General features: G+C 59.1%; 34 protein-coding genes. 31 read left to right on the top strand and 3 right to left on the bottom strand.

Features of this window, described 5'->3' with window-relative positions:
• The first annotated feature begins 28 nt into the window (after positions 1 to 28).
• A complete protein-coding gene (gene tuf, locus MWN76_RS18780) occupies positions 29 to 1,222 on the top strand; it encodes an elongation factor Tu (protein WP_250464322.1) in 1,194 nt (397 codons plus the stop codon).
• Between the two features lie 188 nt (positions 1,223 to 1,410).
• Here the strand turns inward: tuf and MWN76_RS18775 are convergent, their stop codons facing one another.
• Positions 1,411 to 2,874 carry an alkaline phosphatase PhoX gene (locus MWN76_RS18775; RefSeq protein WP_250464320.1) on the bottom strand — a complete coding sequence of 488 codons (1,464 nt, stop codon included), beginning with the start codon at positions 2,872 to 2,874 and terminating at the stop codon, positions 1,411 to 1,413.
• 259 nt (positions 2,875 to 3,133) lie between these two features.
• Complete coding sequence (locus tag MWN76_RS18770) at positions 3,134 to 3,643, bottom strand: aminoacyl-tRNA deacylase (RefSeq protein ID WP_250464318.1); 510 nt, start codon at positions 3,641 to 3,643, stop codon at positions 3,134 to 3,136.
• Between the two features lie 168 nt (positions 3,644 to 3,811).
• Between MWN76_RS18770 and rpsJ the strand changes: the two genes are divergently transcribed.
• From rpsJ to MWN76_RS18620, 30 genes are all read left to right on the top strand, one after another.
• The gene (gene rpsJ / locus MWN76_RS18765) at positions 3,812 to 4,123 is read left to right on the top strand and encodes a 30S ribosomal protein S10 (RefSeq protein WP_066967210.1); all 312 of its coding nucleotides are present in this window, start codon (positions 3,812 to 3,814) and stop codon (positions 4,121 to 4,123) included.
• A 110-nt stretch (positions 4,124 to 4,233) separates the two neighbouring features.
• A complete protein-coding gene (gene rplC, locus MWN76_RS18760) occupies positions 4,234 to 4,869 on the top strand; it encodes a 50S ribosomal protein L3 (RefSeq protein ID WP_250464316.1) in 636 nt (211 codons plus the stop codon).
• A gap of 18 nt (positions 4,870 to 4,887) precedes the next feature.
• Positions 4,888 to 5,502, top strand: a complete 615-nt coding sequence (gene rplD, locus MWN76_RS18755; RefSeq protein ID WP_250464314.1) for a 50S ribosomal protein L4 — start codon at positions 4,888 to 4,890, stop codon at positions 5,500 to 5,502.
• Entirely contained in the window at positions 5,499 to 5,795 is a 297-nt protein-coding gene (gene rplW, locus MWN76_RS18750) for a 50S ribosomal protein L23 (protein WP_250464312.1), read from the top strand. The genes rplD and rplW overlap by 4 nt, the downstream gene beginning before the upstream one ends.
• 14 nt (positions 5,796 to 5,809) lie before the next feature.
• Positions 5,810 to 6,634: a 50S ribosomal protein L2 gene (rplB, locus tag MWN76_RS18745; protein WP_250464310.1), complete on the top strand. Its 825-nt coding sequence runs from the start codon at positions 5,810 to 5,812 to the stop codon at positions 6,632 to 6,634.
• A gap of 37 nt (positions 6,635 to 6,671) precedes the next feature.
• Positions 6,672 to 6,950 (top strand): 30S ribosomal protein S19, encoded by a 279-nt coding sequence (gene rpsS / locus MWN76_RS18740; protein ID WP_078084421.1) that lies wholly within the window; start codon positions 6,672 to 6,674, stop codon positions 6,948 to 6,950.
• A 15-nt stretch (positions 6,951 to 6,965) separates the two neighbouring features.
• Positions 6,966 to 7,298 (top strand): 50S ribosomal protein L22, encoded by a 333-nt coding sequence (gene rplV, locus MWN76_RS18735; protein WP_250464308.1) that lies wholly within the window; start codon positions 6,966 to 6,968, stop codon positions 7,296 to 7,298.
• Between the two features lie 19 nt (positions 7,299 to 7,317).
• Positions 7,318 to 7,998: a 30S ribosomal protein S3 gene (gene rpsC, locus MWN76_RS18730; protein ID WP_250464306.1), complete on the top strand. Its 681-nt coding sequence runs from the start codon at positions 7,318 to 7,320 to the stop codon at positions 7,996 to 7,998.
• A gap of 11 nt (positions 7,999 to 8,009) precedes the next feature.
• The gene (gene rplP / locus MWN76_RS18725; protein ID WP_067087034.1) at positions 8,010 to 8,423 is read left to right on the top strand and encodes a 50S ribosomal protein L16; all 414 of its coding nucleotides are present in this window, start codon (positions 8,010 to 8,012) and stop codon (positions 8,421 to 8,423) included.
• The gene (rpmC, locus tag MWN76_RS18720) at positions 8,423 to 8,614 is read left to right on the top strand and encodes a 50S ribosomal protein L29 (RefSeq protein WP_250464303.1); all 192 of its coding nucleotides are present in this window, start codon (positions 8,423 to 8,425) and stop codon (positions 8,612 to 8,614) included. The genes rplP and rpmC overlap by 1 nt, the downstream gene beginning before the upstream one ends.
• Before the next feature lie 2 nt (positions 8,615 to 8,616).
• Entirely contained in the window at positions 8,617 to 8,880 is a 264-nt protein-coding gene (rpsQ, locus tag MWN76_RS18715) for a 30S ribosomal protein S17 (RefSeq protein ID WP_250464301.1), read from the top strand.
• 34 nt (positions 8,881 to 8,914) lie between these two features.
• Positions 8,915 to 9,283, top strand: a complete 369-nt coding sequence (gene rplN, locus MWN76_RS18710) for a 50S ribosomal protein L14 (protein ID WP_250464299.1) — start codon at positions 8,915 to 8,917, stop codon at positions 9,281 to 9,283.
• 23 nt (positions 9,284 to 9,306) lie between these two features.
• Entirely contained in the window at positions 9,307 to 9,624 is a 318-nt protein-coding gene (gene rplX / locus MWN76_RS18705; RefSeq protein WP_250464297.1) for a 50S ribosomal protein L24, read from the top strand.
• 18 nt (positions 9,625 to 9,642) lie between these two features.
• Positions 9,643 to 10,182 carry a 50S ribosomal protein L5 gene (gene rplE, locus MWN76_RS18700; RefSeq protein WP_250464295.1) on the top strand — a complete coding sequence of 180 codons (540 nt, stop codon included), beginning with the start codon at positions 9,643 to 9,645 and terminating at the stop codon, positions 10,180 to 10,182.
• Between the two features lie 9 nt (positions 10,183 to 10,191).
• Positions 10,192 to 10,497, top strand: a complete 306-nt coding sequence (rpsN, locus tag MWN76_RS18695; protein ID WP_250464293.1) for a 30S ribosomal protein S14 — start codon at positions 10,192 to 10,194, stop codon at positions 10,495 to 10,497.
• Positions 10,498 to 10,536: 39 nt separating this feature from the next.
• The gene (gene rpsH, locus MWN76_RS18690; RefSeq protein WP_250464291.1) at positions 10,537 to 10,929 is read left to right on the top strand and encodes a 30S ribosomal protein S8; all 393 of its coding nucleotides are present in this window, start codon (positions 10,537 to 10,539) and stop codon (positions 10,927 to 10,929) included.
• A 13-nt stretch (positions 10,930 to 10,942) separates the two neighbouring features.
• Positions 10,943 to 11,476 carry a 50S ribosomal protein L6 gene (gene rplF, locus MWN76_RS18685; protein ID WP_250464289.1) on the top strand — a complete coding sequence of 178 codons (534 nt, stop codon included), beginning with the start codon at positions 10,943 to 10,945 and terminating at the stop codon, positions 11,474 to 11,476.
• Positions 11,477 to 11,489: 13 nt separating this feature from the next.
• Positions 11,490 to 11,840: a 50S ribosomal protein L18 gene (gene rplR / locus MWN76_RS18680; RefSeq protein ID WP_250464287.1), complete on the top strand. Its 351-nt coding sequence runs from the start codon at positions 11,490 to 11,492 to the stop codon at positions 11,838 to 11,840.
• 10 nt (positions 11,841 to 11,850) lie between these two features.
• Complete coding sequence (gene rpsE / locus MWN76_RS18675; RefSeq protein WP_250464285.1) at positions 11,851 to 12,357, top strand: 30S ribosomal protein S5; 507 nt, start codon at positions 11,851 to 11,853, stop codon at positions 12,355 to 12,357.
• 35 nt (positions 12,358 to 12,392) lie between these two features.
• Positions 12,393 to 12,578 carry a 50S ribosomal protein L30 gene (gene rpmD / locus MWN76_RS18670; protein ID WP_193166384.1) on the top strand — a complete coding sequence of 62 codons (186 nt, stop codon included), beginning with the start codon at positions 12,393 to 12,395 and terminating at the stop codon, positions 12,576 to 12,578.
• Between the two features lies 1 nt (position 12,579).
• Positions 12,580 to 13,014: a 50S ribosomal protein L15 gene (gene rplO / locus MWN76_RS18665; protein WP_250464283.1), complete on the top strand. Its 435-nt coding sequence runs from the start codon at positions 12,580 to 12,582 to the stop codon at positions 13,012 to 13,014.
• A gap of 12 nt (positions 13,015 to 13,026) precedes the next feature.
• A complete protein-coding gene (gene secY, locus MWN76_RS18660; protein ID WP_250464281.1) occupies positions 13,027 to 14,373 on the top strand; it encodes a preprotein translocase subunit SecY in 1,347 nt (448 codons plus the stop codon).
• Between the two features lie 42 nt (positions 14,374 to 14,415).
• Entirely contained in the window at positions 14,416 to 14,532 is a 117-nt protein-coding gene (gene rpmJ, locus MWN76_RS18655) for a 50S ribosomal protein L36 (protein WP_091516926.1), read from the top strand.
• 466 nt (positions 14,533 to 14,998) lie between these two features.
• Positions 14,999 to 15,355 (top strand): 30S ribosomal protein S13, encoded by a 357-nt coding sequence (gene rpsM / locus MWN76_RS18650; protein ID WP_250464279.1) that lies wholly within the window; start codon positions 14,999 to 15,001, stop codon positions 15,353 to 15,355.
• A 77-nt stretch (positions 15,356 to 15,432) separates the two neighbouring features.
• Positions 15,433 to 15,822, top strand: coding sequence for a 30S ribosomal protein S11 (gene rpsK, locus MWN76_RS18645; protein ID WP_250464277.1), 390 nt, complete (start codon positions 15,433 to 15,435; stop codon positions 15,820 to 15,822).
• A gap of 17 nt (positions 15,823 to 15,839) precedes the next feature.
• A complete protein-coding gene (rpsD, locus tag MWN76_RS18640) occupies positions 15,840 to 16,460 on the top strand; it encodes a 30S ribosomal protein S4 (RefSeq protein ID WP_250464275.1) in 621 nt (206 codons plus the stop codon).
• Positions 16,461 to 16,508: 48 nt separating this feature from the next.
• The gene (locus MWN76_RS18635; RefSeq protein ID WP_250464272.1) at positions 16,509 to 17,513 is read left to right on the top strand and encodes a DNA-directed RNA polymerase subunit alpha; all 1,005 of its coding nucleotides are present in this window, start codon (positions 16,509 to 16,511) and stop codon (positions 17,511 to 17,513) included.
• A 140-nt stretch (positions 17,514 to 17,653) separates the two neighbouring features.
• Positions 17,654 to 18,046, top strand: coding sequence for a 50S ribosomal protein L17 (rplQ, locus tag MWN76_RS18630; RefSeq protein ID WP_250464270.1), 393 nt, complete (start codon positions 17,654 to 17,656; stop codon positions 18,044 to 18,046).
• A 77-nt stretch (positions 18,047 to 18,123) separates the two neighbouring features.
• The gene (locus tag MWN76_RS18625) at positions 18,124 to 18,372 is read left to right on the top strand and encodes a DUF1315 family protein (RefSeq protein WP_250464268.1); all 249 of its coding nucleotides are present in this window, start codon (positions 18,124 to 18,126) and stop codon (positions 18,370 to 18,372) included.
• A 103-nt stretch (positions 18,373 to 18,475) separates the two neighbouring features.
• Positions 18,476 to 19,114, top strand: coding sequence for a hypothetical protein (locus MWN76_RS18620; protein WP_250464266.1), 639 nt, complete (start codon positions 18,476 to 18,478; stop codon positions 19,112 to 19,114).
• Between the two features lie 240 nt (positions 19,115 to 19,354).
• On the opposite strand, the gene MWN76_RS18615 is transcribed toward MWN76_RS18620, so the two are convergent.
• Complete coding sequence (locus MWN76_RS18615) at positions 19,355 to 20,809, bottom strand: pectinacetylesterase family protein (RefSeq protein WP_250464264.1); 1,455 nt, start codon at positions 20,807 to 20,809, stop codon at positions 19,355 to 19,357.
• Positions 20,810 to 21,113 lie beyond the last annotated feature (304 nt).

Below are 21,113 nucleotides of genomic sequence, written 5' to 3'. Positions count from 1 at the left end.
AACCTTCTTTTAGCTAGAGGACAGAAAAGTGGCAAAAGAAAAGTTTGAACGTTCCAAGCCCCACGTAAACGTGGGCACCATCGGTCACGTTGACCACGGTAAAACCACCCTGACCGCAGCCCTGACCCGCGTCTGCGCGGAAGTCTGGGGTGGCGCTGCAGTGGAGTTTGCCGGTATCGACAACGCTCCGGAAGAGCGCGAGCGCGGTATCACCATTGCGACCTCCCACGTTGAATACGAGTCCCCGACCCGTCACTACGCCCACGTAGACTGCCCGGGACACGCCGACTACGTGAAAAACATGATCACCGGTGCCGCCCAGATGGACGGCGCGATCCTGGTCTGCTCCGCCGCTGACGGCCCCATGCCGCAGACCCGCGAGCACATCCTGCTGTCCCGCCAGGTTGGCGTTCCGTACATCGTCGTGTTCCTGAACAAGGCCGACATGGTCGATGACGAAGAGCTGCTCGAGCTGGTTGAAATGGAGGTGCGCGAACTGCTGAGCGACTACGACTTCCCGGGTGACGACACCCCGATCATCACCGGCTCCGCCCTGATGGCACTGGAAGGCAAAGACGACAACGAGATGGGCACTACCGCGGTCAAGAAGCTGGTAGAGACCCTGGACGAATACATCCCGGAGCCGGAGCGCGCGGTAGACCAGCCGTTCCTGATGCCGATCGAAGACGTATTCTCCATCTCCGGTCGCGGCACCGTAGTCACCGGCCGTGTCGAGCGCGGTATCCTGAAAACCGGCGACGAAATCGAAATCGTCGGCATCAAGGAAACCACCAAGACCACCTGTACCGGTGTTGAAATGTTCCGCAAGCTGCTGGACGAAGGCCGTGCCGGCGAGAACATCGGCGCGCTGCTGCGCGGCACCAAGCGCGACGAAGTGGAGCGTGGCCAGGTACTGGCCCAGCCGGGCAGCATCACCCCGCACACCAAGTTCGAAGCGGAAGTGTACGTACTGTCCAAGGACGAAGGTGGTCGTCACACCCCGTTCTTCAAGGGCTACCGTCCGCAGTTCTACTTCCGTACCACCGACGTTACCGGTGACGTACAGCTGCCGGAAGGTACCGAGATGGTCATGCCGGGCGACAACGTTCAGATGAGCGTAACCCTGATCGCCCCGATCGCCATGGAAGAAGGCCTGCGCTTCGCGATCCGCGAAGGTGGCCGTACCGTCGGTGCCGGCGTGGTTGCCAAGATCATCGAGTAATCGTTACTCCTGATCGACCGGGAAAAGGCCGCAGCGGAAACGCTGCGGCCTTTTTTATTGCCTTGCGGGCCAGTGGCAGGAGGGCAGGGCGCTGGAACCGGTTCGCGAGCTGCAATGCGGGTTGCGGTCGGGAGGCGTATGTCTGTGGAAGCCGCGGCGCGGTTGCCGCGGCTTTGCCGCGAGGGGGATCAGAGTGTGCCTTTTTGCCAGGGGCCGCGGATTGCGAAGGTTACGCCCGGAGACTGGATGTTGGCAAACAGCCAGTCGCCGTAGAAAGTCGCACCGGCCCACTCGCTGCCGCGGTAGTTGCCCACCGGGCCGTCCCAGAAGTTTGCGCGCGTGCCGGGATAGATCGCATCGATGGTGTCGATATCGCCGTTGCGCAGCTCGATGCGGTTCTCGGCAAACGGGAATGTCAGGCCTTCCCTTGTGAGTCCGATCAGCCGTTTCGGGTTGGAGCCGCCGTCCTCGCAGAGAACAATGCCGCCGCGCGGGCTGATGGCGATATTGTCCGGCCCGTCCACATCCGATGCATCGGTGGATTCGTAGAGCAGGGTCAGGCGCTCCCCGCGCGGGTCATAGACCCAAACCTGGCCGAGCCGGGCGGCGCCGCCGTCGGTACAGACGAAGTAGATGCGGCCGCCATCCTCCCAGCAGCCCTCGCCGCGGGTGAAGACGGCGGCGCCATCGGCGGAATCGAAGGGGCGCCCGTAAACGCCCTCTGGGTCATCGACCGGCACCCAGGTCACTGCGAAGGTATCCCCCGGCGTGAAGCCGCCGCGCAGGTCGCGGCCGGGCTCTCCGGCGATCGCCAGGGCGTATAGCTCACCTCCGTCCCGGAGCCCTTCGCGACGGTGGCGGTTACCGCGCCAGCCGCGGTCACCGGCGCCCGGTTGAACGTACTTGTAGAAGGCGCAGGGGTTGGCATCCTCTGTCTCGTAGACAATACCGGTGCGCGGATCCACTGCGACAGCTTCGTGGCTGAAGCGGCCGGCGGCGCATACCGGTTGACCGTTGGCGGTGCCGAAGGCCGGCACGTCGAAGACGTAACCGTGGTTGTAGCCATCGTCGCGGCTGCCCCAGGTGTGGAAGGTCTCCTCGCAGGAAATCCACGAGCCCCAGGGCGTCGGGCCGCCGGCGCAGTTGCGGATGGTGCCGCCGAGACTGGTGTAGGAGCGCACAAAGCGCCCGCTGACAAAATCGAAGACCAGGTTGGTGGTGCCGCCATACTCGGCCGGGTTGTACATGCCGCCGGGGACGCTGCACTGGCTGCTTTCACCGGCGGAGAGCTCGTGATTGCGCACCAGGGACAGGGTGCGGCCGTGCCGGGCGCAGACCGCCATGCCGTCGTGGTCCGTTGGGGTCGGGCGCCCGTCGTCCATCAATTGGCCTGTCCAGCCGAAGGACAGGTACTCGAAGCCCTCGGGCAGGGCCAGCAAGTCCAGGCCAGTGGCCAGGTCTGTTGTCGGGACCAGGGGGCCGTAGTCGGGTGAGTGGGAATGGTGTCCCCGCCCGCGACCGTGCCCTCTTCCGTGGCCCTGGCCGGCGCGCGCGGCCAGGGCACTGAAGGCGAGGGCGGCAACCCCCGCCGCCACGCCGGTTTTGACAAACTGGCGACGGTCTGCCTGCGCCGCATATTTGGTGTTATCCATACAGCCTCCGATTTTTATGGGTGTCGAGGCACCCGCTACGCACGGGTACCCGGGGACGGTAGGAGCGATCCGATGACGGTTTGGTCACGGCAGCGTGAAGCTTGGATGAAGGTGGGTGGCGCTATGATGCGGGTCCCGGCACGGTGGTGAAATGGTGGTGCTCCGCTTTCGGTCCGGCCCTCAGCGGGCCCCGGCCGCGTTGCGGCCGGGTGTGTCAGGGGGCGACATCCTGCCGATACCCGCCTGTCGATTGTGTGTGTTACGGCCAGTCCTTGCTCAGGTCGCAGCTGTGGCTGCCGGCGAACAGTCTGGCAAAGCGGCTGCCCTCCATTTCCACCAGCTCCTCGTGGTCGCCGGCCTCAAAGTAGATGGTGTCGCGATGGGTCAGGCTGCTGTCCAGCAGAGTGGTGATGCCGTAGGCCTGGCCCAGCGGCGGGAGGGCGCCCAGTTCGCAGTCCGGGCAGACGCGGCCGAGCTCTTCCTCCGACACCATCTCCAGTTGGTTGCGGCCTGTCTCGTCGTGCACGGCGCGCATATCGAGGCTGCTGCTGGCCGGAATCACGGCCATGACGTAACCCTGCTCGTCCTTCATCAGGATGGCCTTGGCGACCTGGTCCTCGCGAACATGGGCCGCGTGGGCGCTCTCGCGGCTGGTATGGCTGTGGGGATGCTGCACCAGCTGGTAGTCGACCGACTGGTCACGTAGATATTGACTGACTGTGGCGGCGATGGTCATTTTATGCCCCTCCTCTTCGGTATACCGCTTCAATTGTAGTTTCGCGGGCGGGGAATCCGCGCCGCACCGGGGCGCCGTCTGGAAAGTGGGCAATGTGGTTGACAGAACAACACAGCGCCCGTAGAATTCGCGCTCCTTTTCGCCCGCCCTCGGGGCTGCGTAAAAGGACGTTCTTTAGTTTTCAAGTTGGAGTTTGATTCCATGCAGGGTCAACGCATCCGAATTCGCCTGAAGGCGTTTGATCACAAGCTGATCGATACGTCTACCCAGGAGATCGTCGAGACGGCCAAGCGCACTGGTGCGCAAGTTCGCGGACCGATTCCGCTGCCGACTCGCAAAGAGAAGTACACCGTGCTGATCTCCCCGCACGTCAACAAAGACGCGCGCGACCAGTACGAGATTCGTACCCACAAGCGTTTGCTGGACATTGTCGAGCCCACCGAAAAAACCGTCGACGCGCTGATGAAGCTCGATCTGGCGGCCGGTGTAGAGGTTCAGATCAGTCTCGGCTAACACTTTAAATTAACTACCGAATCCCGGGCGAAAAAGGTCCGGGTAGTGTAACGCTCTGAAACTGGGCGGCCGCAGTGGGTTAAAGCCCCGTGCACTGAGAGGTTGAAACGATGACTATAGGTATTGTCGGCCGCAAAAGCGGCATGACCCGCATCTTCACTGAAGATGGCGCATCCATTCCGGTTACCGTTATCGAGGTAGCTCCGAATCGCGTCACCCAGGTGAAAACCGTGGAAACTGACGGCTATGCAGCAGTCCAGGTGACTGTTGGCAACCGCAAGGCTTCCCGTGTCTCCAAGCCCCAAGCGGGCCACTTCGCCAAAGCCAATACTGAGGCTGGCACCCGTCTGTTCGAACTGCGTACTGACGCTTCCGAAGAGACTTTCGAAATCGGTTCCGAGATTACTGTCTCCGGCTTTGAAGCTGGTCAGAAGATCGACGTAACCGGCACTTCCAAAGGTAAAGGTTTCCAGGGTGGTGTTAAGCGCTGGAACTTCAAAACCCAGGACGCTACTCACGGTAACTCCCTGTCTCACCGCGCACCCGGTTCTATCGGTCAGTGCCAGACTCCTGGTCGTGTGTGGAAAGGCAAGAAGATGGCCGGCCACATGGGCGCTGAGCGTGTTACCACGCAAAACCTGGAAGTGGTTCGAGTGGATGCCGAGCGCAACCTGCTGCTGGTTAAAGGTGCCGTTCCCGGTGCTCCCGGTGGCGACGTAATCGTTCGTCCGGCAGTAAAAGCCTAAGTCTGAGGGGAAATAGATATGGAACTGAATATCGCTACTCCCGAAGGCGCTAAAGGCACTGTAGCTGTCTCTGAAGTGACTTTCGGACGTGAATTCAATCAAGACCTGGTGCACCAGGCGGTAGTGGCCTACATGGCCGGCGCCCGCCAGGGTACCAAGGCGCAGAAAAACCGCGCTGACGTTTCCGGCGGTGGTAAGAAACCGTGGCGTCAAAAGGGTACTGGCCGCGCTCGTGCCGGCACCATTCGCAGCCCGCTGTGGCGCAGCGGCGGCGTAACCTTCGCCGCTGAACCGCGCGATCACGGCGTCAAGCTGAACAAGAAGATGTACCGCGCTGCCCTGCGCTGCATCCTGTCTGAGCTGAACCGCCAGGAGCGCCTGGTCGTGGTTGAGTCTTTTGACGTGGAGGCACCGAAGACCAAGCAGCTGGTCGGCAAGCTGGCCCAGTTCGATCTGGCCGATGCGCTGATCATCACTGAAGAAGTGAGCGAGAACCTCTATCTGGCCGCGCGCAACCTGCACAAGATCGACGTGCGGGATGTGCAGGGTATCGACCCGGTTAGCCTGATCCGCTTCGACAAGGTCGTGGTTACCGTGGCGGCACTCAAGAAAATTGAAGAGGTGCTGGGATGAACCAAGAGCGACTCTACAAAGTACTGCTGGGCCCGGTAATTTCCGAAAAGGCTGCCGGGCTGGCGGACTCCGCCAACCAAGTGGTTTTCAAGGTCACCACCGATTCCACTAAAGCCGAAATCAAGGCCGCGGTAGAAAAGCTGTTCAACGTTTCTGTCGAGCAGGTTCGCACCGTGAACATCAAGGGTAAAACCAAGCGTACGCGTTTCGGCATGGGCCAGCGCAACGATTGGAAGAAAGCCTATGTTCGCCTGGCCGAAGGCAGCGACATCAACTTTGAAGCTGCTGAGTAAGGGGGAGAATTACAATGGCTATTGTAAAAGCAAAACCGACCTCTGCCGGCCGTCGCCACCTGGTCAAGATTGTTAATCCTGACCTGCACAAAGGTGCGCCCTACGCGCCTCTGGTAGAGAGCAAGAGCAAAAGTGGCGGCCGCAACAACGGTGGTCGTATCACCACCCGCCATGTGGGCGGTGGTCACAAGCAGCATTACCGCAAGATTGACTTCAAGCGCAACAAAGACGGCATCACTGCCAAGGTCGAGCGCCTGGAATACGATCCGAACCGCAGCGCACATATCGCCCTGGTCTGTTACGCAGACGGCGAGCGTCGCTACATTCTGGCTCCCAAGGGGCTGAAGGCGGGTGCTGTTGTCCAGTCCGGCGATGCTGCGCCGATCAGCGTGGGTAACACCCTGCCGCTGCGCAACATCCCGGTGGGCTCCGTAATCCACGCTATCGAACTGAAGCCGGGCAAGGGTGCCCAGCTGGCTCGCTCTGCCGGTGCTTCTGTTCAGCTGGTGGCGCGCGAAGGTCAGTACGCAACCATTCGCCTGCGTTCCGGTGAAATGCGCAAGGTCCTGTCCGAGTGCCGCGCCACCCTGGGTGAAGTGAGCAACTCCGAGCACAGCCTGCGCAAGCTGGGCAAAGCTGGTGCCAAGCGCTGGCGCGGTGTTCGCCCGACCGTCCGCGGTGTGGCGATGAACCCGGTAGACCACCCGCACGGTGGTGGTGAGGGTCGTACCTCCGGTGGCCGTCACCCGGTTACCCCGTGGGGCGTGCCTACCAAGGGTAAGAAGACGCGCAAGAACAAACGCACCAACAACATGATTGTACGTCGTCGCGGCAAATAAGCCGCGCGGTGTCTGAGCAGCTAGAGAGGAATCGACAGTGCCACGCTCATTAAAGAAAGGTCCCTTTATTGATCTGCATTTGATCAAGAAGGTGGAGGCGGCGATTGAGAAGAATGATCGTCGACCGATTAAAACCTGGTCTCGCCGTTCCATGGTTATGCCGGAAATGGTGGGCCTGACGATCGCCGTTCACAACGGCCGTCAACACGTGCCCGTGCTGATCAACGAAGAAATGGTTGGTCACAAGCTGGGCGAGTTCGCTGCTACCCGCACTTACCGCGGTCACGCTGCGGACAAGAAAGCGAAGAAGCGCTAAGCCGAGGTTAAAACGATGGAAGTAGCAGCAAAATTACGCGGCGCTCGTCTGTCGGCGCAAAAGGCGCGACTGGTAGCTGATCAGATTCGCGGCAAAGGCGTCGAAGAAGCCCTGGATATCCTGGCATTCAGCCACAAAAAGGGCGCGGCGGTCGTCAAGAAAGTTCTGGAGTCGGCCATTGCCAACGCCGAGCACAACGACGGTGCGGACGTTGACGAGCTGAAGGTTTCCACGGTCTTCGTGGATGAAGGTATGACCATGAAGCGCATCAAGCCGCGCGCCAAGGGTCGTGCTGACCGTATTCTTAAGCGTACTTGTCACATCACTGTGAAAGTGGCCGAGAAATAAGAGAGCAGGCGAGAAAACCATGGGACAAAAAGTAAATCCTACCGGCATTCGTCTGGGTATCGTTAAAAAGCATACCTCCGTATGGTATGCCGGCAGCGACGAGTACGCAGACAAGCTGTACACGGATCTGAAAGTTCGCGATTTCATTCGCAAAAAACTGGCCCACGCTTCCGTGAGCCGTATCGAGATCGAACGTCCGGCCAACACCGCGCGTGTGACCATTCACACCGCACGCCCGGGTGTCGTGATCGGTAAGAAAGGTGAAGACGTAGAGCGTCTGCGCAAAGAAGTCAGTGCGCAGATGGGTGTTCCGGTGCACATCGACATCGAAGAAGTGCGCAAGCCGGACCTGGACGCCGCCCTGGTGGGGCAGAATGTTGCCCAGCAGCTCGAGCGTCGTGTTATGTTCCGTCGCGCCATGAAGCGCGCGGTACAGAACGCCATGCGTCAGGGTGCCCAGGGCATCAAAATTCAGGTTGGCGGTCGTCTCGGTGGTGCTGAGATTGCCCGTTCTGAATGGTATCGCGAAGGTCGTGTGCCGCTGCACACCCTGCGCGCGAATATCGATTATGCCACCGCTGAAGCCAGCACTACCTACGGCATCATCGGTGTGAAGGTCTGGATCTTCAAAGGCGAAGTCATCGGTGACGAAATGCCCGATGAGAAGCCGGTGAAGACCCGCAAGAAAGCTGCTAAATAAGGGGTACGCAGATGCTGCAACCAAAGCGTACAAAATTCCGCAAGGTACAGAAGGGTCGCAACCGCGGTCTTTCCCAGCGCGGCTCTAAAGTGAGCTTTGGCGAGTTTGGCCTGAAGGCCATCGGTCGTGGTCGCATTACTGCGCGCCAGATCGAAGCGGCTCGTCGCGCAATGACTCGCCACGTAAAGCGTGGCGGTAAAATCTGGATTCGTGTGTTTCCGGACAAGCCCATTTCCAGCAAGCCCCTCGAAGTTCGTATGGGTAAAGGTAAGGGTAACGTAGAATATTGGGTGGCCCAGATCCAGCCGGGTAAAGTCCTCTATGAAATGGAGGGTGTTTCCGAGGATCTCGCTCGTGAGGCTTTCGAACTCGCCGCGGCCAAGCTGCCTGTGAAAACAACTTTCGTTAAGCGTTCGGTGATGTAATGAAGACTGCAGATCTACGCGAAAAGTCAGTTGAAGAGCTGAACCAGGAACTGCTGAGTCAGCTCGAGGCTCAGTTCAAGCTTCGCATGCAACAGTCCACCGGTCAGCTGACTCAGACTCATCTGCTGAAGCAGACTCGTCGCGACATTGCTCGCATTAAGACTGTGTTGACCGAGAAGGCAGGTAACTAATCATGGCTGAAGCAAAACTGAAACGTACTGCGACTGGCAAAGTCGTCAGTGACAAGATGGACAAAACCATCACCGTTTTGATCGAGCGCCGTGTTAAGCACCCGATCTACGGCAAAATTGTGAGCAAGTCCACCAAGCTCAAGGCGCACGACGAGAACAATGAGTGCGGCATCGGTGATGTCGTAACCATTGAAGAGTCCCGTCCGCTGTCCAAGAGCAAGGCCTGGGCTTTGCAGAAAATTGTAGAGCGTGCGGCGAAGGTTTAACCCCTAGCGCATTGAAGAGTTTCGGAGAGAGACGATGATTCAAGCGGAATCCTACTTAGAAGTAGCTGACAACAGTGGGGCTCGCCGCGTCATGTGCATCAAGGTGCTGGGCGGCTCCCATCGTCGTTATGCTGGCGTGGGTGACATTATCAAGGTGACCGTTAAGGAAGCCATTCCCCGCGGTAAGGTAAAGAAAGGTCAGGTGATGAACGCAGTTGTGGTTCGCACCAAAAAAGGTGTGCGTCGCAATGACGGCTCCCTGATCAAATTTGACGATAACGCAGCGGTACTGCTGAACCAGCAACATGCGCCGGTTGGCACCCGTATTTTTGGCCCGGTAACTCGCGAGCTGCGCGGTGAGAAGTTCATGAAGATCATCTCGCTGGCACCGGAAGTTATCTAAGCCCAAAGCGGAGAGATAGAGTTATGCGCAAGATCAAGCGTGACGACGAAGTGATCGTTATCGCCGGTCGCGACAAAGGCAAGCGCGGAACAGTACGCAAGGTACTGAACGACGGCCGCCTGATCGTTGCCGGTGTACAGATGATCAAGAAACACCAGAAACCGAACCCGCAGCTGGGTGTTGCCGGTGGTATCGTTGAGAAAGAAGCCGCCATCCAGGCTTCCAATGTTGCCATCTTCAACCCGAATACCCAGAAAGCTGACCGGGTAGGCTTCAAAGTACTGGAAGACGGCAACAAGATTCGCGTCTTCAAATCCAGCGGCGAAGCCGTCGACGCATAAGCAGGTTGGGTAACTATCATGGCAAAGCTGAAAGAGCTCTACGTTAAAGAACTCGCGCCCAAGCTGAAAGAAGAGCTGGGTGTCGACAATGTAATGGCAGTGCCGCGTATCACCAAAATCACCATCAACATGGGTGTCGGCGAAGCCGTTGGTGATAAAAAGGTGCTGGAAAATGCTGTCAGTGATATGACGGCAATTACTGGTCAAAAGCCCATCGTGACCAAGGCGCGCAAATCTATTGCGGGCTTCAAGATCCGCGACGGCTGGCCGATCGGCTGCAAGGTGACTCTGCGCGGCGAGCGCATGTACGAGTTCCTGGAGCGCCTGGTCGACATCGCCATCCCGCGTATCCGTGATTTCCGTGGCATCAGCCCGAAGCAGTTCGACGGTCGCGGAAACTTCTCTATGGGCGTAACCGAACAAATCATCTTCCCGGAAATTGACTACGACAAAGTCGACAAGCTCCGCGGTCTGGATATTTGTGTTACCACTACAGCAGCCAACGACGACCACGGTCGCGCACTGCTGAAAGCATTTAACTTCCCGTTCAAGGGTTAAGAGGATTCCATGGCGAAGCAATCCATGATTGCGCGCGAAGACAAGCGCGCTCGAACCGCAGCTAAGTACGCCGAAAAGCGTCGGGAGCTGAAGGCGATCATCGCCAGTACCACCGCTTCTGAAGAGGAGAAGTGGGAGGCTCAAGTCAAGCTGCAGAAACTGCCGCGCGACGCAAGCCCGGTGCGCCAGCAACGCCGCTGTCGTATTACTGGTCGCCCCCATGCTGTTTACCGTAAGTTCGGCCTGTGCCGTAACAAACTGCGTGAAGCGGCCATGCGCGGTGATGTGCCCGGTCTGGTCAAGTCCAGCTGGTAAGTAGTCCAGCCGGTTATAAGGCTTGAGGAGTCTAAGTAAATGAGTATGCAAGATCCGTTGGCAGATATGCTGACCCGTATCCGCAACGCCCTGGGGCGCGGAAAGGCGGACGTCACCCTGCCTTCATCCAAACTGAAAGTGGCTGTAGCCAAAGTCCTGAAAGACGAAGGCTACGTCAATGATTACAGCGTAAGCGAAAACGCCAAGCCGGAGCTGACCATCGCCCTGAAGTATTTCCAGGGCAAGCCGGTCATCGCCGAACTGGGTCGCGTTTCCCGCCCCGGGCTGCGTTCCTACGCTGGTAAGAAGTCTCTGCCGTCCGTTCGCGGCGGTCTGGGCATCGCCATAGTCTCCACCTCTAGGGGTGTGATGACCGATCGCGCTGCGCGCCAGGCCGGTATCGGCGGCGAAGTGCTCTGCACCGTATTCTAAGCGGGGGGTTAATATGTCTCGAGTAGCAAATGATCCGGTAAAGATCCCCGCAGGCGTTACCGTCGATCTGAAGGGCCAGGATATCGCTGTAAAAGGCGGTAACGGCAATCTGAACATGGTAATCCACGGCGATGTGGAAGTGGCCGAGGCGGACAGCCAGCTGACTTTCACCGCGCGCGATGGATCCAAAAAGGCCAAGGCGCTGGCGGGTACTACGCGCGCACTGGTCAACAATATGGTGGTTGGTGTCAGCCAGGGCTTTGAGAAAAAGCTGCAGTTGAACGGCGTTGGTTACCGCGCGAAAGCGTCCGGTAAGGCCGTGAACCTGACCCTGGGCTTCTCCCACCCGATCGATTATCAGCTGCCGGAAGGTGTATCTGCGGAAACGCCGAGCCAGACTGAAATCGTACTCAAGAGCAGCGACAAGCAGTTGCTGGGCCAAGTGGCCGCCGAGATCCGCGCATTCCGTCCGCCGGAGCCCTACAAAGGTAAGGGTGTCCGCTACGCCGACGAGCGCGTGTTCCGCAAAGAGGCCAAGAAGAAGTAGGTAGGGCATAGAAATGAACGTTAAGAAGCAATCTCGCTTGCGTCGTGCACGCCGTGCCCGCGCCAAGATCCGCGAGCTCGGCACTGTTCGCCTGACCGTGAACCGCACGCCGCGTCACATTTACGCACAGATCCTGTCTGCCGAAGGCAACACGGTATTGGCTTCCGCCTCTACCCTGGACAAGGACCTGCGCGCAGGTAAAACCGGTAACGTCGATGCCGCCAAGGCGGTAGGCAGCCTGATCGCCGAACGCGCCAAAGCCGCCGGCGTCGAGCAAGTTGCCTTCGATCGCAGCGGCTTCAAGTACCACGGCCGCGTCAAGGCCCTGGCTGACGCTGCCCGCGAAGCCGGTCTGAAATTCTAAGGGTTGAGTTATGGCTAGAGAGAAAGACAAAAGCAACGACGAAGGCCTGCAGGAAAAGCTGGTCCAGGTCAATCGCGTTGCCAAGACTGTTAAAGGTGGTCGTATCTTCGCCTTTACCGCACTGACCGTAGTTGGCGATGGCAATGGCCGCGTCGGTTTCGGCCGCGGCAAGGCACGCGAAGTGCCGGTCGCCATCCAGAAGGCGATGGAAGCTGCGCGCCGGAACATGATCCAGGTAGACCTGAATGGTGACACCATCCAGTACGCTACCAACGGTCGCCACGGCGGCTCCAAGGTATACATGCAGCCCGCTTCAGACGGTACCGGTGTTATTGCCGGCGGCGCAATGCGCTCCGTTCTGGAAATGGCCGGCGTGCACAACGTATTGGCCAAGTGCTACGGCTCCACCAACCCGGTTAATGTGGTTCGCGCCACTTTCACCGCTCTGGAGCAGATGCAGAGTCCGGAAGACGTTGCGGCCAAGCGCGGCAAATCAGTTGAAGAGATCCTGGGCTGATCGCCCTGGGACAAGGTTATTAGTGGGTTATCACCATGGCTAAGAAGACCATCAAAGTGACCCAGATCAAAAGCATCGCCGGGCGCCTGAAGAACCATCAGGCGTGCGTTGCGGGTCTGGGCCTGCGTCGGATCGGTCACACCGTGGAAGTGGAAGACACTCCCTCCGTGCGTGGCATGATCAACAAAGTTAACTATCTGGTTAAGGTAGAGGGGGAATAACATGCGTTTGAACGAGTTGTCTCCCGTTGAGGGCCACAAACACAGCGCCAAGCGCGTCGGTCGTGGTATCGGCAGCGGTCTGGGCAAAACCGGTGGCCGCGGCCACAAGGGCCAGAAGTCCCGCTCCGGCGGCTCCGTGCGTCCGGGTTTCGAGGGCGGCCAGATGCCGCTGCAGAAACGCTTGCCGAAGTACGGCTTCACCGCATACAGCGCCCGCTTCGCTGCGGAAGTGCGCCTGGGTGAGCTGAACAAGGTCGACGCCGACGTAATAGATTTGGCAGCGCTGAAGAATGCCGATATTATCGGCAGCCATGTAAAACGCGCCAAAGTGTTCCTTTCTGGCGAGCTGACCAAGGCGGTTACCGTTAAGGGTCTGCGTGTCAGCAAAGGTGCAAAAGCGGCTATCGAAGCCGCCGGCGGTAAAGTAGAAGACTAAATCGAGGCCCCAATGGCACGACCAGGAACCGGCGTAAACTCCCCGGGCAACAGCAAGGGAATGGGCGAGCTCTGGGCTCGCCTTCGTTTTCTGTTCCTCGCGATACTCGTCTATCGCCTGGGCACCCATATCCCGGTGCCCGGCATAGACCCGGAAAAGCTGTCGAACCTGTTTAACCAGAACCAGGGCACCATCCTGGGTCTGTTTAACATGTTCTCCGGCGGCGCCCTGGAGCGGATGAGCATCCTGGCGCTGGGCATCATGCCCTACATCTCCGCGTCCATCATCATGCAGCTGATGAGCGCGGTGACACCCTCTCTGGAGGCTTTGAAGAAAGAGGGGGACGCCGGGCGTCGCAAGATCAACCAGTACACCCGATACCTGACGGTGCTGTTGGCCCTGATCCAGGGGATCGGCATGACCTTTGGTCTCGCCGGCCAGAACCTGGCCTACTCGGCGGAGCCGGGCTTCGGTTTCTACTTCGTCGCGGTAACGTCACTGGTTACCGGTGCGGTCTTCATGATGTGGCTGGGTGAGCAGATCACCGAGCGCGGTGTCGGTAACGGCATCTCCATGCTGATCTTCGCCGGTATCGTGGCGGGTCTGCCCAGTGCCATCGGCCAGGCGTTTGAACAGGCGCGCCAGGGTGAGCTGCATGTCCTGATGCTGTTGGCTATCGGCTTTGTCGCTATCGCCGTGGTCTATTTCGTGGTGGTCATGGAGCGCGGCCAGCGCCGTATAACCATCAACCATGCGCGGCGTCAGGCGGGCCGTTACTCCGCGGCCCCGGCCGCGCAGTCGAGCCACCTGCCACTGAAGGTGAATATGGCCGGTGTGATTCCGGTGATCTTCGCCAGCAGTATCCTGCTGTTCCCGGCCACGCTGGCACAGTGGTTCGGCGAAGGTGGTGAGGGCATCGGTGCACAGATTCTGCAGTGGATGGCGCTGCAACTGGGGCCGGGTCAGCCGCTGAACATTATCCTGTTCGCGTTGTTGATCGGTTTCTTCTGCTTCTTCTACACGGCGTTGATGTTCAACCCGAACGAAGTGGCAGACAACCTGAAGAAGTCCGGCGCCTATGTGCCCGGCATCCGTCCCGGTGAGCAGACGGCACGCTATATCGACAGCGTACTGACCCGTCTGACCCTGGTGGGCGCCGTATACATCGCGCTGGTTTCCCTGCTGCCGCAGTTCCTGGTGGTGGGATTGAACATACCCTTCTACCTGGGTGGTACTTCACTGCTGATCGTTGTGGTGGTGGTGATGGACTTCATGTCGCAGGTGCAGTCGCACATGCTGTCGCACCAGTACGAAGGAATGATGAAAAAGGCCAACCTGCAAAGCTACGGCCGTCGCTGAGTGCGGCACCTGCTCGCAGTTTGATTGAATTGAGGTAAGGTCATGAAAGTACGCGCTTCTGTTAAAAAGATCTGCCGTAACTGCAAAATCGTGCGTCGCAAGGGTGTGCTGCGGGTAATCTGCAGCACCGATCCGCGCCACAAGCAGCGGCAGGGCTAATTCGCGCGATTGCGAAGCAGCTCTTCGCGCGCGATTTGGCGACGGCCATGGATGGTCGGGTCGGGGCCGGCGAGGCCCGGGGGCCAGCGCCAGGGAAGGTGCGTATGAGCGCTCTCGGACAGCATTACTGAAGTTGCCCCGATACGCTTTTACAAAATGGGAAGAACAAGCCGACTGCCGCGGCCCCCGCGGTGGCTGGCGACACCGCTAAGCCTCCCGGCAGAGTGGTGGAGACCGGAAAGTCAGGACTGGCCGGTCTCAATCAGGGGGCGTTGACTGTCGTCCATATCCTCTTCGGCGGGCCGAGGAGGGCGTGGGCTATTGCAATTTGGTGTCTGAAAAGCTATTCTTGCGCGCCTTTTTGGTGGCGCCGCCGGTTTTTTAGTCGCTGTCAGCGCCGTATTCGAAGCAGAGTCACACTCTTACTGTATAAAGTAGTGGCTCCCAATACGTGGAGTACGCCTCTATGGCACGTATTGCTGGTGTCAATGTACCAGACCACAAGCACGCCGTGATCTCCCTGACCCATATCTTCGGGGTCGGTCGCACCACGGCCAAGTCTATTTTGGCAGCGACTGGTATCGCTGAATCCACCAAAATCCGCGACCTGTCTGAAGAGCAGATCGAATCCATCCGTACTGAAGTTGGCAAACTGTCAGTGGAAGGTGATCTGCGTCGTGAAGTGTCCATGAACATCAAACGCCTGATGGACCTGGGTTGCTTCCGCGGTCTGCGTCACCGTCGCAGCCTGCCGCTGCGCGGCCAGCGCACCAAGACAAACGCCCGCACCCGCAAGGGTCCGCGCAAGCCGATTCGCAAGTAAGCGCCTTTACAGGACGCGAATCCGCGGTTTAACAGCTCCCCGCCGAGGGGATTTGATACAGGATTTAGGATACAGGTATGGCTAAGCCAAAAACTACTGTTCGCAAAAAGGTCAAAAAGACCGTTGTCGACGGTGTTGCCCACGTCCACGCATCGTTCAACAACACGATCGTAACGATCACCGATCGCCAGGGTAACACTCTCAGCTGGGCCACCTCCGGTGGTTCCGGTTTCCGCGGCTCTCGCAAGAGCACGCCGTTTGCAGCCCAGGTGGCCGCCGAGCGCGCAGGTACTGCCGCGCAGGAATACGGCCTGAAAAACCTTGATGTCGAAGTTAAGGGCCCCGGCCCGGGTCGCGAATCTGCTGTTCGCGCTCTGAACAACTGCGGCTACAAGATCACCAATATCACCGACGTGACGCCGATCCCGCATAATGGTTGTCGTCCGCCCAAGAAACGTCGCGTGTAAGAGGGGGCTGACAAAAAATGGCACGTTATATTGGACCAAAATGTAAACTTTCCCGCCGGGAAGGTACCGATCTGCAGCTGAAAAGCGGCGTTCGCCCACACGACTCCAAATGTCGCGCGGAATCAAAACCGGGTCAGCACGGCGCCGGCCGCGGCCGTCTGTCTGACTACGGTGTACAGCTGCGCGAGAAGCAGAAGGTTCGCCGCATCTACGGCGTACTGGAGAAGCAGTTCCGCAACTACTATAAGGAAGCGGCGCGCCTGAAAGGTGCGACAGGTGAAAACCTGCTTCAGCTGCTGGAAAAGCGCCTGGACAACGTGGTTTACCGGATGGGCTTCGGTTCCACCCGTTCCGAAGCGCGTCAGCTGGTTTCCCACAAGGCGATTCTGGTCAACGGCAGCACCGTGAACGTCCCCTCTTACCAGGTTAAGGCGGGCGATGTTATTTCTATACGCGAGAAAGCCAAAAAGCAGATGCGTATCCAGAATTCCGTTTCCCTCGCCGCCCAGCGTGGCGATGTCGAGTGGGTAGACGTCAACGCGAGCAAGCTGGAAGGCACTTTCAAGCGCATTCCGGATCGTGTGGATCTGCCGGCAGAGATCAATGAAAACCTTATCGTGGAACTTTACTCCAAGTAAGTAAGGCACAAACCACTTTAAGGAATGCAACTGTAAACAGGTATGGCTATGCAGACTGCTGTCAACGAGTTTTTGACACCGCGTCGTATTGACGTCACCGAGTACAACCCGAATCACGCCAAAGTGGTTCTGGAGCCGCTGGAGCGTGGCTTTGGCCACACTCTGGGCAACGCACTGCGTCGCATCCTGCTGTCCTCCATGCCGGGCTGCGCCGTCACCGAAGTGGAAATCGACGGTGTCGAGCACGAGTACAGCGCGATTGAAGGTGTGCAGGAAGATGTAATCGAAATCCTGCTGAACCTGAAGGAAATCGCCGTTGTCATGCACGGCAAGGATCAGGCCGTACTGAGCCTGAGCAAGAAGGGCCCGGGTGCGGTGACCGCCGGAGATATCCAGGTGGATCACGATATCGAGATCGTCAATCCCGAGCACGTGATCGCCAACATCACCGGCGACGTGGAACTGAGCCTGCGCCTGACCGTCGCGCGCGGCCGTGGCTACCAGCCCGCCGACGCCCGTCGCGAGGAAGAGGAAGAGACCCGTTCCATCGGCCGTCTGCAGCTGGACGCCTCTTACAGCCCGGTGCGCCGCGTTTCCTACAGCGTGGAGTCCGCGCGTGTGGAACAGCGCACCGACCTGGACAAGCTGGTTCTGGACCTGGAGACCAATGGTACCCTGGACCCGGAAGAGGCCATTCGCCGCGCCGCCACCATCCTGCAGCAACAGCTGGCAGTGTTTGTGGACCTGGAAGGCGAGAAAGAGGCCCAGCCCAAGTCCGAGGAGCCGGAAGTCGATCCGGTACTGCTGCGCCCGGTAGACGACCTGGAGCTGACCGTACGTTCGGCCAACTGTCTGAAAGCAGAAAACATCTACTACATCGGTGACCTGATTCAGCGCACCGAAGTGGAACTGCTGAAGACCCCGAACCTGGGCAAGAAGTCCCTGACCGAAATCAAGGATGTTCTGGCCTCCCGCGGTCTGTCCCTGGGCATGCGCCTCGAGAACTGGCCGCCGGCCAGCCTCAAGGGCGACAGCAAGCTGAGCCCCCTGTAAGCATTTGGCAGGTGCGGCTCCGGCCGCGCCTAATGTAGAAAGAACCCGAGCGGTGCCACGGCCTCTGGCGAGACACCGCTCCAGCACGACTTGCTGAAACAGCAACTGTTGTTGGCAAAAACGTCGTAAGGAATTGAGTCATGCGTCATCGCTATAGTGGCCGTAAATTCAGCCGTACCAGCGCTCACCGCAAGGCCATGTTCAAAAACATGACCGCCTCTCTGGTAGAGCACGAACTGATCAAAACCACACTGCCGAAAGCCAAGGAGCTGCGTCGCGTCGCCGAGCCGCTGATCACCCTGGCCAAGAAAGACAGTGTCGCCAACCGCCGTCTGGCTTTCGCCCGTATCCGCGACAAGGATGCCGTGCGCAAGCTGTTCGACGAACTGGGCCCCCGCTACGAAGCCCGTCCGGGCGGATACATCCGCATCCTGAAGTGCGGTTTCCGCGCCGGCGACAAGGCGCCCATGGCCTATGTCGAGCTGGTGGATCGCCCGCTGGCGGACGAAGATGCCGAAGCCGCCGAGGCGTAAGCACCGGCGTTTAGCATTGAAGGAGGCCGGTTAGTGACCGGCCTTTTTTTTGCCCCACAGTCAGAGGTACTCACGGCATGTCATTCGCAGAACTGCTCCGCAACCTCAACCCGCAGGTCATCGGCAGCCTCAAGCGCGCTATCGAACTGGGCAAGTGGCCGAACGGCGTGGCGATTACCGCAGACCAGCGCCGCCTGTGTGCCGAGGCCGTCGCCAACTGGGAGCGCGTGAACCTGCCGGAGGAGGCGCAGGTGGGGCACGTGCCGCCGAAGAGCACGCCTTGTGGCGATAAGCCGGAGGACGAGCAGGAGCTCAGCTGGGTCTGAGCCGTATTCGCCGGCAGTTTCCGGCTGCGGGCCGCACCGGTTTGTCTCCGCTTCCATGCCGGTTACACTGTTTCCGTTACCCCGGATAACGGAAGCGGCAACAATGAATAATAAAGCCCGGCTGTCTGTTGTAATCACCCTGGCCCTGGGAGCTGGTATCGCCTCTTGGCGCTACTTTCATTTACTCTCTCCCGACAGTATGGATCCCACCGTTCGCAATCATCACCCTTCCGGGACTTCCGCCCCCGTTCCCGCGGTGCCGGAAGGGACGGAACTGTCCGCGCTGCTATCCGACCCGCGCGTGCAGGAATACCTGCAGCGGGAGGACGACAAGGCGGCCCTGGATACGTATTTCAACGGCGATGGTGGGGGCTACACCGATGAGGAGATATGGCAGCTGATCGATACCATCGAGCGCGAGGGTCGGGTTATGGCCTACGAGGGCCTGGCCCTGAAACTCGCCTGGTTGGAGCGCAATAGCGAGAGTGAGGCTGAGTTCGATACCGCCGCGCAGGCGTTGATGGAGGAGTACCGCCGGAATGCGGAGTCCAGCGCGCGGGAGTACGATCCCTACGAGGATGTACCGGGCTTTGCCGACTACAAGCGGGCGGAACAACGCATCATCGAGCGGGTGAAAGGTATGGACAGCTTCCCTGATGGCGTGACTCGCCAGGAATTCCTGCGGCAGCAGTTGCAGGCGGCGCGGGAGGAAGCCTACTCAAAAAACGGTGATCGACGCTGAAGCTCTAGTGGGCCGCTCGCAAAGTTCGGTAACAAAGGAGCACAGCCAATTCGTTCAGATCAAGGCGAGAAAACGCAGGAATAGCAGCGTTATTTCAAGCTTTCTCAACGCAGAGCTGGGCGATTTGGCGAAGTGAACTGTTACCTGACTTTGCGAGCGGCACACTACGGGCCTGCAATCGCAGGGGCAGCACACCTGTCCCCTGCGATTGTCCTTAGTGATTCCTATGTCTTTATTGTCTCAGAGCAGTCCGCCGACCAGATCGTAGAACCAGTTGTGGTTGTTCTCGAAATCCGACACCTGGTCGGTTTCCCGGGCGCGCATCATGCTGCCCCCCTGGTGGTTGACGATGTTGTTGAGGAAGTCCCGCAGTACCAGGCCCTGCTCGGCAATCTCACCGTATTCCAGGTCGAGAATGGTGGTGCAGTGGCTCTCGTTGAAATCCCGGTACATGGGGAAGTAGTAGCCCCAGTTTGCGGTCTGTTCCAGCAGTGGGACCAGGTTCTCGTTTGTGTCCTGCTGCCACTTTTGGCGCAGCTTATCCAGGCGCGATTCGGCATCCGGATCACTGTAGATATCCTCGTGAAAACGCTCGTAGGAATAGGAAGAGAAGTTGCCGTCGGCGAGGAAGTGGGTCATGCCCAGTCGGTCCCCGGGAAACTTGCTGGACAGCGCCGAATAGAGGGAGGCCAGCTCGTTATCGTCAAATCCCGGCGTGATACTCGCCAGCATATTGATCGGGTTCTCCTCTGTGGGATCGCCTCCGGGAGAGAAGGTGGTCCAGGAGTCCAGCACCTCGTGATGCAGTGGCAGTGACGGATAGGCATCCGGGTCATTGCTGTCGAGCGGCGCCTGGTAGAGGGGGCCGGAATCGTCGATCAGGTAGCCGTAGTTCACCGCCATATCCTGGCGCAGCTTGGAGTAGTTCAGCAGCGCACCGATACTGCCCGCGCTGCATCCGGCGGTGACCATCTGCTCCGGCTTCTGCAGGTTGTTCTTCAGCCAGGATACGACCGACTGCACATTGCGCAGGCCGTTGTGGTGCCACACCAGGTCCGGGTTTTCGCCGGTCGGGTCCGCATAGATTTCGGTTTTGTCGCCCACATAGATATCGCCGGTACAGTAGGGCACGTAAACCAGGTTCCACTCGCCGGTCTTGAACTGGTTGTAGGGGTGGTGGGTATAGATCAGCGGTGAGACGGCCGCAGTCGCCAGGTTGGCGGAATTCTGGAAGTCCAGCAGGTTGATATTCTGCACGTAATTGTCCGGAATCCCGTTGGGGTTGCGGGCGCCGCGGATGCCCGTCTGGCCGGAGCAGCTCTCGTAATCCCAGCAGGCGCCACCGCCCTCGAAATACACGATGGTATTGCTGGAGTCCGGTACCCGGCTGACAAAAAACTTGTAGGGCGAGCCGTTACCGCACATGGCACCGCTGCTGATCGGTACATCCACTTTCTGCCAGTTGTCGTAGTCGGCCGGGTCGAAGCCGTCATCGAAGGCCGGGTCGTCGAGCGTCAGCGGATACATGCCGCTGGCCTGCGCCGGGGTCACTTTGTTGTCCGGTTGCTCCGGTGACATCAGGTTGCCCAGGGTGTCCCAGAAGCCGTAGTCGCCCGGTTCTGCGTAGAGGTGAGTGCTGAATAGTGCCGAGCTGGCGACAAGGGCCAGCGATGTATGGCGGAGGGTTTTTATCATTATTGATCCCCTTGAATGGAACGGAGTTTTTCTCTGGACTGTGTCGCCAAGCCAACGACAGGTCGTACCGCAGGGGACAACGATACCGACTCACTCCCTTTCCCGACCGACAAAGCCTGGACGAACGTCCAAATCGCTTTTTCGGTAAAACGCCCTGAGACTAGTGAAGAAATTCATAGTGGTCCAGAAGTTTGGACGCAAGAACCAATTGGTCACCATAGACGTACCAGTCAAGCTGCTTCCCGGTAAAACTGTGTCGCAAATTCAGGGGAAGAAAGCCGTGAATGGCGCTCGACCGGAGATC

The sequence above is a fragment of the Microbulbifer litoralis genome (genome assembly GCF_023634065.1).
GTDB lineage: Bacteria > Pseudomonadota > Gammaproteobacteria > Pseudomonadales > Cellvibrionaceae > Microbulbifer > Microbulbifer litoralis.
This window is presented reverse-complemented; position numbering and strand designations above follow the sequence as displayed.

Excerpts from the sequence above, each read along its gene's own strand:
- rpmD (WP_193166384.1), top strand. The coding sequence starts at position 12,393 with ATGGCTAAGAAGACCATCAAAGTGACCCAGATCAAAAGCATCGCCGGG.
- MWN76_RS18620 (WP_250464266.1), top strand. The coding sequence starts at position 18,476 with ATGAATAATAAAGCCCGGCTGTCTGTTGTAATCACCCTGGCCCTGGGA.
- rplC (WP_250464316.1), top strand. The coding sequence starts at position 4,234 with ATGACTATAGGTATTGTCGGCCGCAAAAGCGGCATGACCCGCATCTTC.
- MWN76_RS18635 (WP_250464272.1), top strand. The coding sequence starts at position 16,509 with ATGCAGACTGCTGTCAACGAGTTTTTGACACCGCGTCGTATTGACGTC.
- rplE (WP_250464295.1), top strand. The coding sequence starts at position 9,643 with ATGGCAAAGCTGAAAGAGCTCTACGTTAAAGAACTCGCGCCCAAGCTG.
- rplQ (WP_250464270.1), top strand. The coding sequence starts at position 17,654 with ATGCGTCATCGCTATAGTGGCCGTAAATTCAGCCGTACCAGCGCTCAC.
- MWN76_RS18625 (WP_250464268.1), top strand. The coding sequence starts at position 18,124 with ATGTCATTCGCAGAACTGCTCCGCAACCTCAACCCGCAGGTCATCGGC.
- MWN76_RS18775 (WP_250464320.1), bottom strand. The coding sequence starts at position 2,874 with ATGGATAACACCAAATATGCGGCGCAGGCAGACCGTCGCCAGTTTGTC.
- rpsM (WP_250464279.1), top strand. The coding sequence starts at position 14,999 with ATGGCACGTATTGCTGGTGTCAATGTACCAGACCACAAGCACGCCGTG.
- rpsD (WP_250464275.1), top strand. The coding sequence starts at position 15,840 with ATGGCACGTTATATTGGACCAAAATGTAAACTTTCCCGCCGGGAAGGT.
- rpsC (WP_250464306.1), top strand. The coding sequence starts at position 7,318 with ATGGGACAAAAAGTAAATCCTACCGGCATTCGTCTGGGTATCGTTAAA.
- rplR (WP_250464287.1), top strand. The coding sequence starts at position 11,490 with ATGAACGTTAAGAAGCAATCTCGCTTGCGTCGTGCACGCCGTGCCCGC.
- rplO (WP_250464283.1), top strand. The coding sequence starts at position 12,580 with ATGCGTTTGAACGAGTTGTCTCCCGTTGAGGGCCACAAACACAGCGCC.
- rpsH (WP_250464291.1), top strand. The coding sequence starts at position 10,537 with ATGAGTATGCAAGATCCGTTGGCAGATATGCTGACCCGTATCCGCAAC.
- rpsQ (WP_250464301.1), top strand. The coding sequence starts at position 8,617 with ATGGCTGAAGCAAAACTGAAACGTACTGCGACTGGCAAAGTCGTCAGT.
- rplD (WP_250464314.1), top strand. The coding sequence starts at position 4,888 with ATGGAACTGAATATCGCTACTCCCGAAGGCGCTAAAGGCACTGTAGCT.
- rpmC (WP_250464303.1), top strand. The coding sequence starts at position 8,423 with ATGAAGACTGCAGATCTACGCGAAAAGTCAGTTGAAGAGCTGAACCAG.
- rplW (WP_250464312.1), top strand. The coding sequence starts at position 5,499 with ATGAACCAAGAGCGACTCTACAAAGTACTGCTGGGCCCGGTAATTTCC.
- rplP (WP_067087034.1), top strand. The coding sequence starts at position 8,010 with ATGCTGCAACCAAAGCGTACAAAATTCCGCAAGGTACAGAAGGGTCGC.
- rpmJ (WP_091516926.1), top strand. The coding sequence starts at position 14,416 with ATGAAAGTACGCGCTTCTGTTAAAAAGATCTGCCGTAACTGCAAAATC.
- MWN76_RS18615 (WP_250464264.1), bottom strand. The coding sequence starts at position 20,809 with ATGATAAAAACCCTCCGCCATACATCGCTGGCCCTTGTCGCCAGCTCG.
- rpsN (WP_250464293.1), top strand. The coding sequence starts at position 10,192 with ATGGCGAAGCAATCCATGATTGCGCGCGAAGACAAGCGCGCTCGAACC.
- rplF (WP_250464289.1), top strand. The coding sequence starts at position 10,943 with ATGTCTCGAGTAGCAAATGATCCGGTAAAGATCCCCGCAGGCGTTACC.
- rpsE (WP_250464285.1), top strand. The coding sequence starts at position 11,851 with ATGGCTAGAGAGAAAGACAAAAGCAACGACGAAGGCCTGCAGGAAAAG.
- rplV (WP_250464308.1), top strand. The coding sequence starts at position 6,966 with ATGGAAGTAGCAGCAAAATTACGCGGCGCTCGTCTGTCGGCGCAAAAG.
- rplX (WP_250464297.1), top strand. The coding sequence starts at position 9,307 with ATGCGCAAGATCAAGCGTGACGACGAAGTGATCGTTATCGCCGGTCGC.
- rplN (WP_250464299.1), top strand. The coding sequence starts at position 8,915 with ATGATTCAAGCGGAATCCTACTTAGAAGTAGCTGACAACAGTGGGGCT.
- rpsJ (WP_066967210.1), top strand. The coding sequence starts at position 3,812 with ATGCAGGGTCAACGCATCCGAATTCGCCTGAAGGCGTTTGATCACAAG.
- rplB (WP_250464310.1), top strand. The coding sequence starts at position 5,810 with ATGGCTATTGTAAAAGCAAAACCGACCTCTGCCGGCCGTCGCCACCTG.
- rpsK (WP_250464277.1), top strand. The coding sequence starts at position 15,433 with ATGGCTAAGCCAAAAACTACTGTTCGCAAAAAGGTCAAAAAGACCGTT.
- secY (WP_250464281.1), top strand. The coding sequence starts at position 13,027 with ATGGCACGACCAGGAACCGGCGTAAACTCCCCGGGCAACAGCAAGGGA.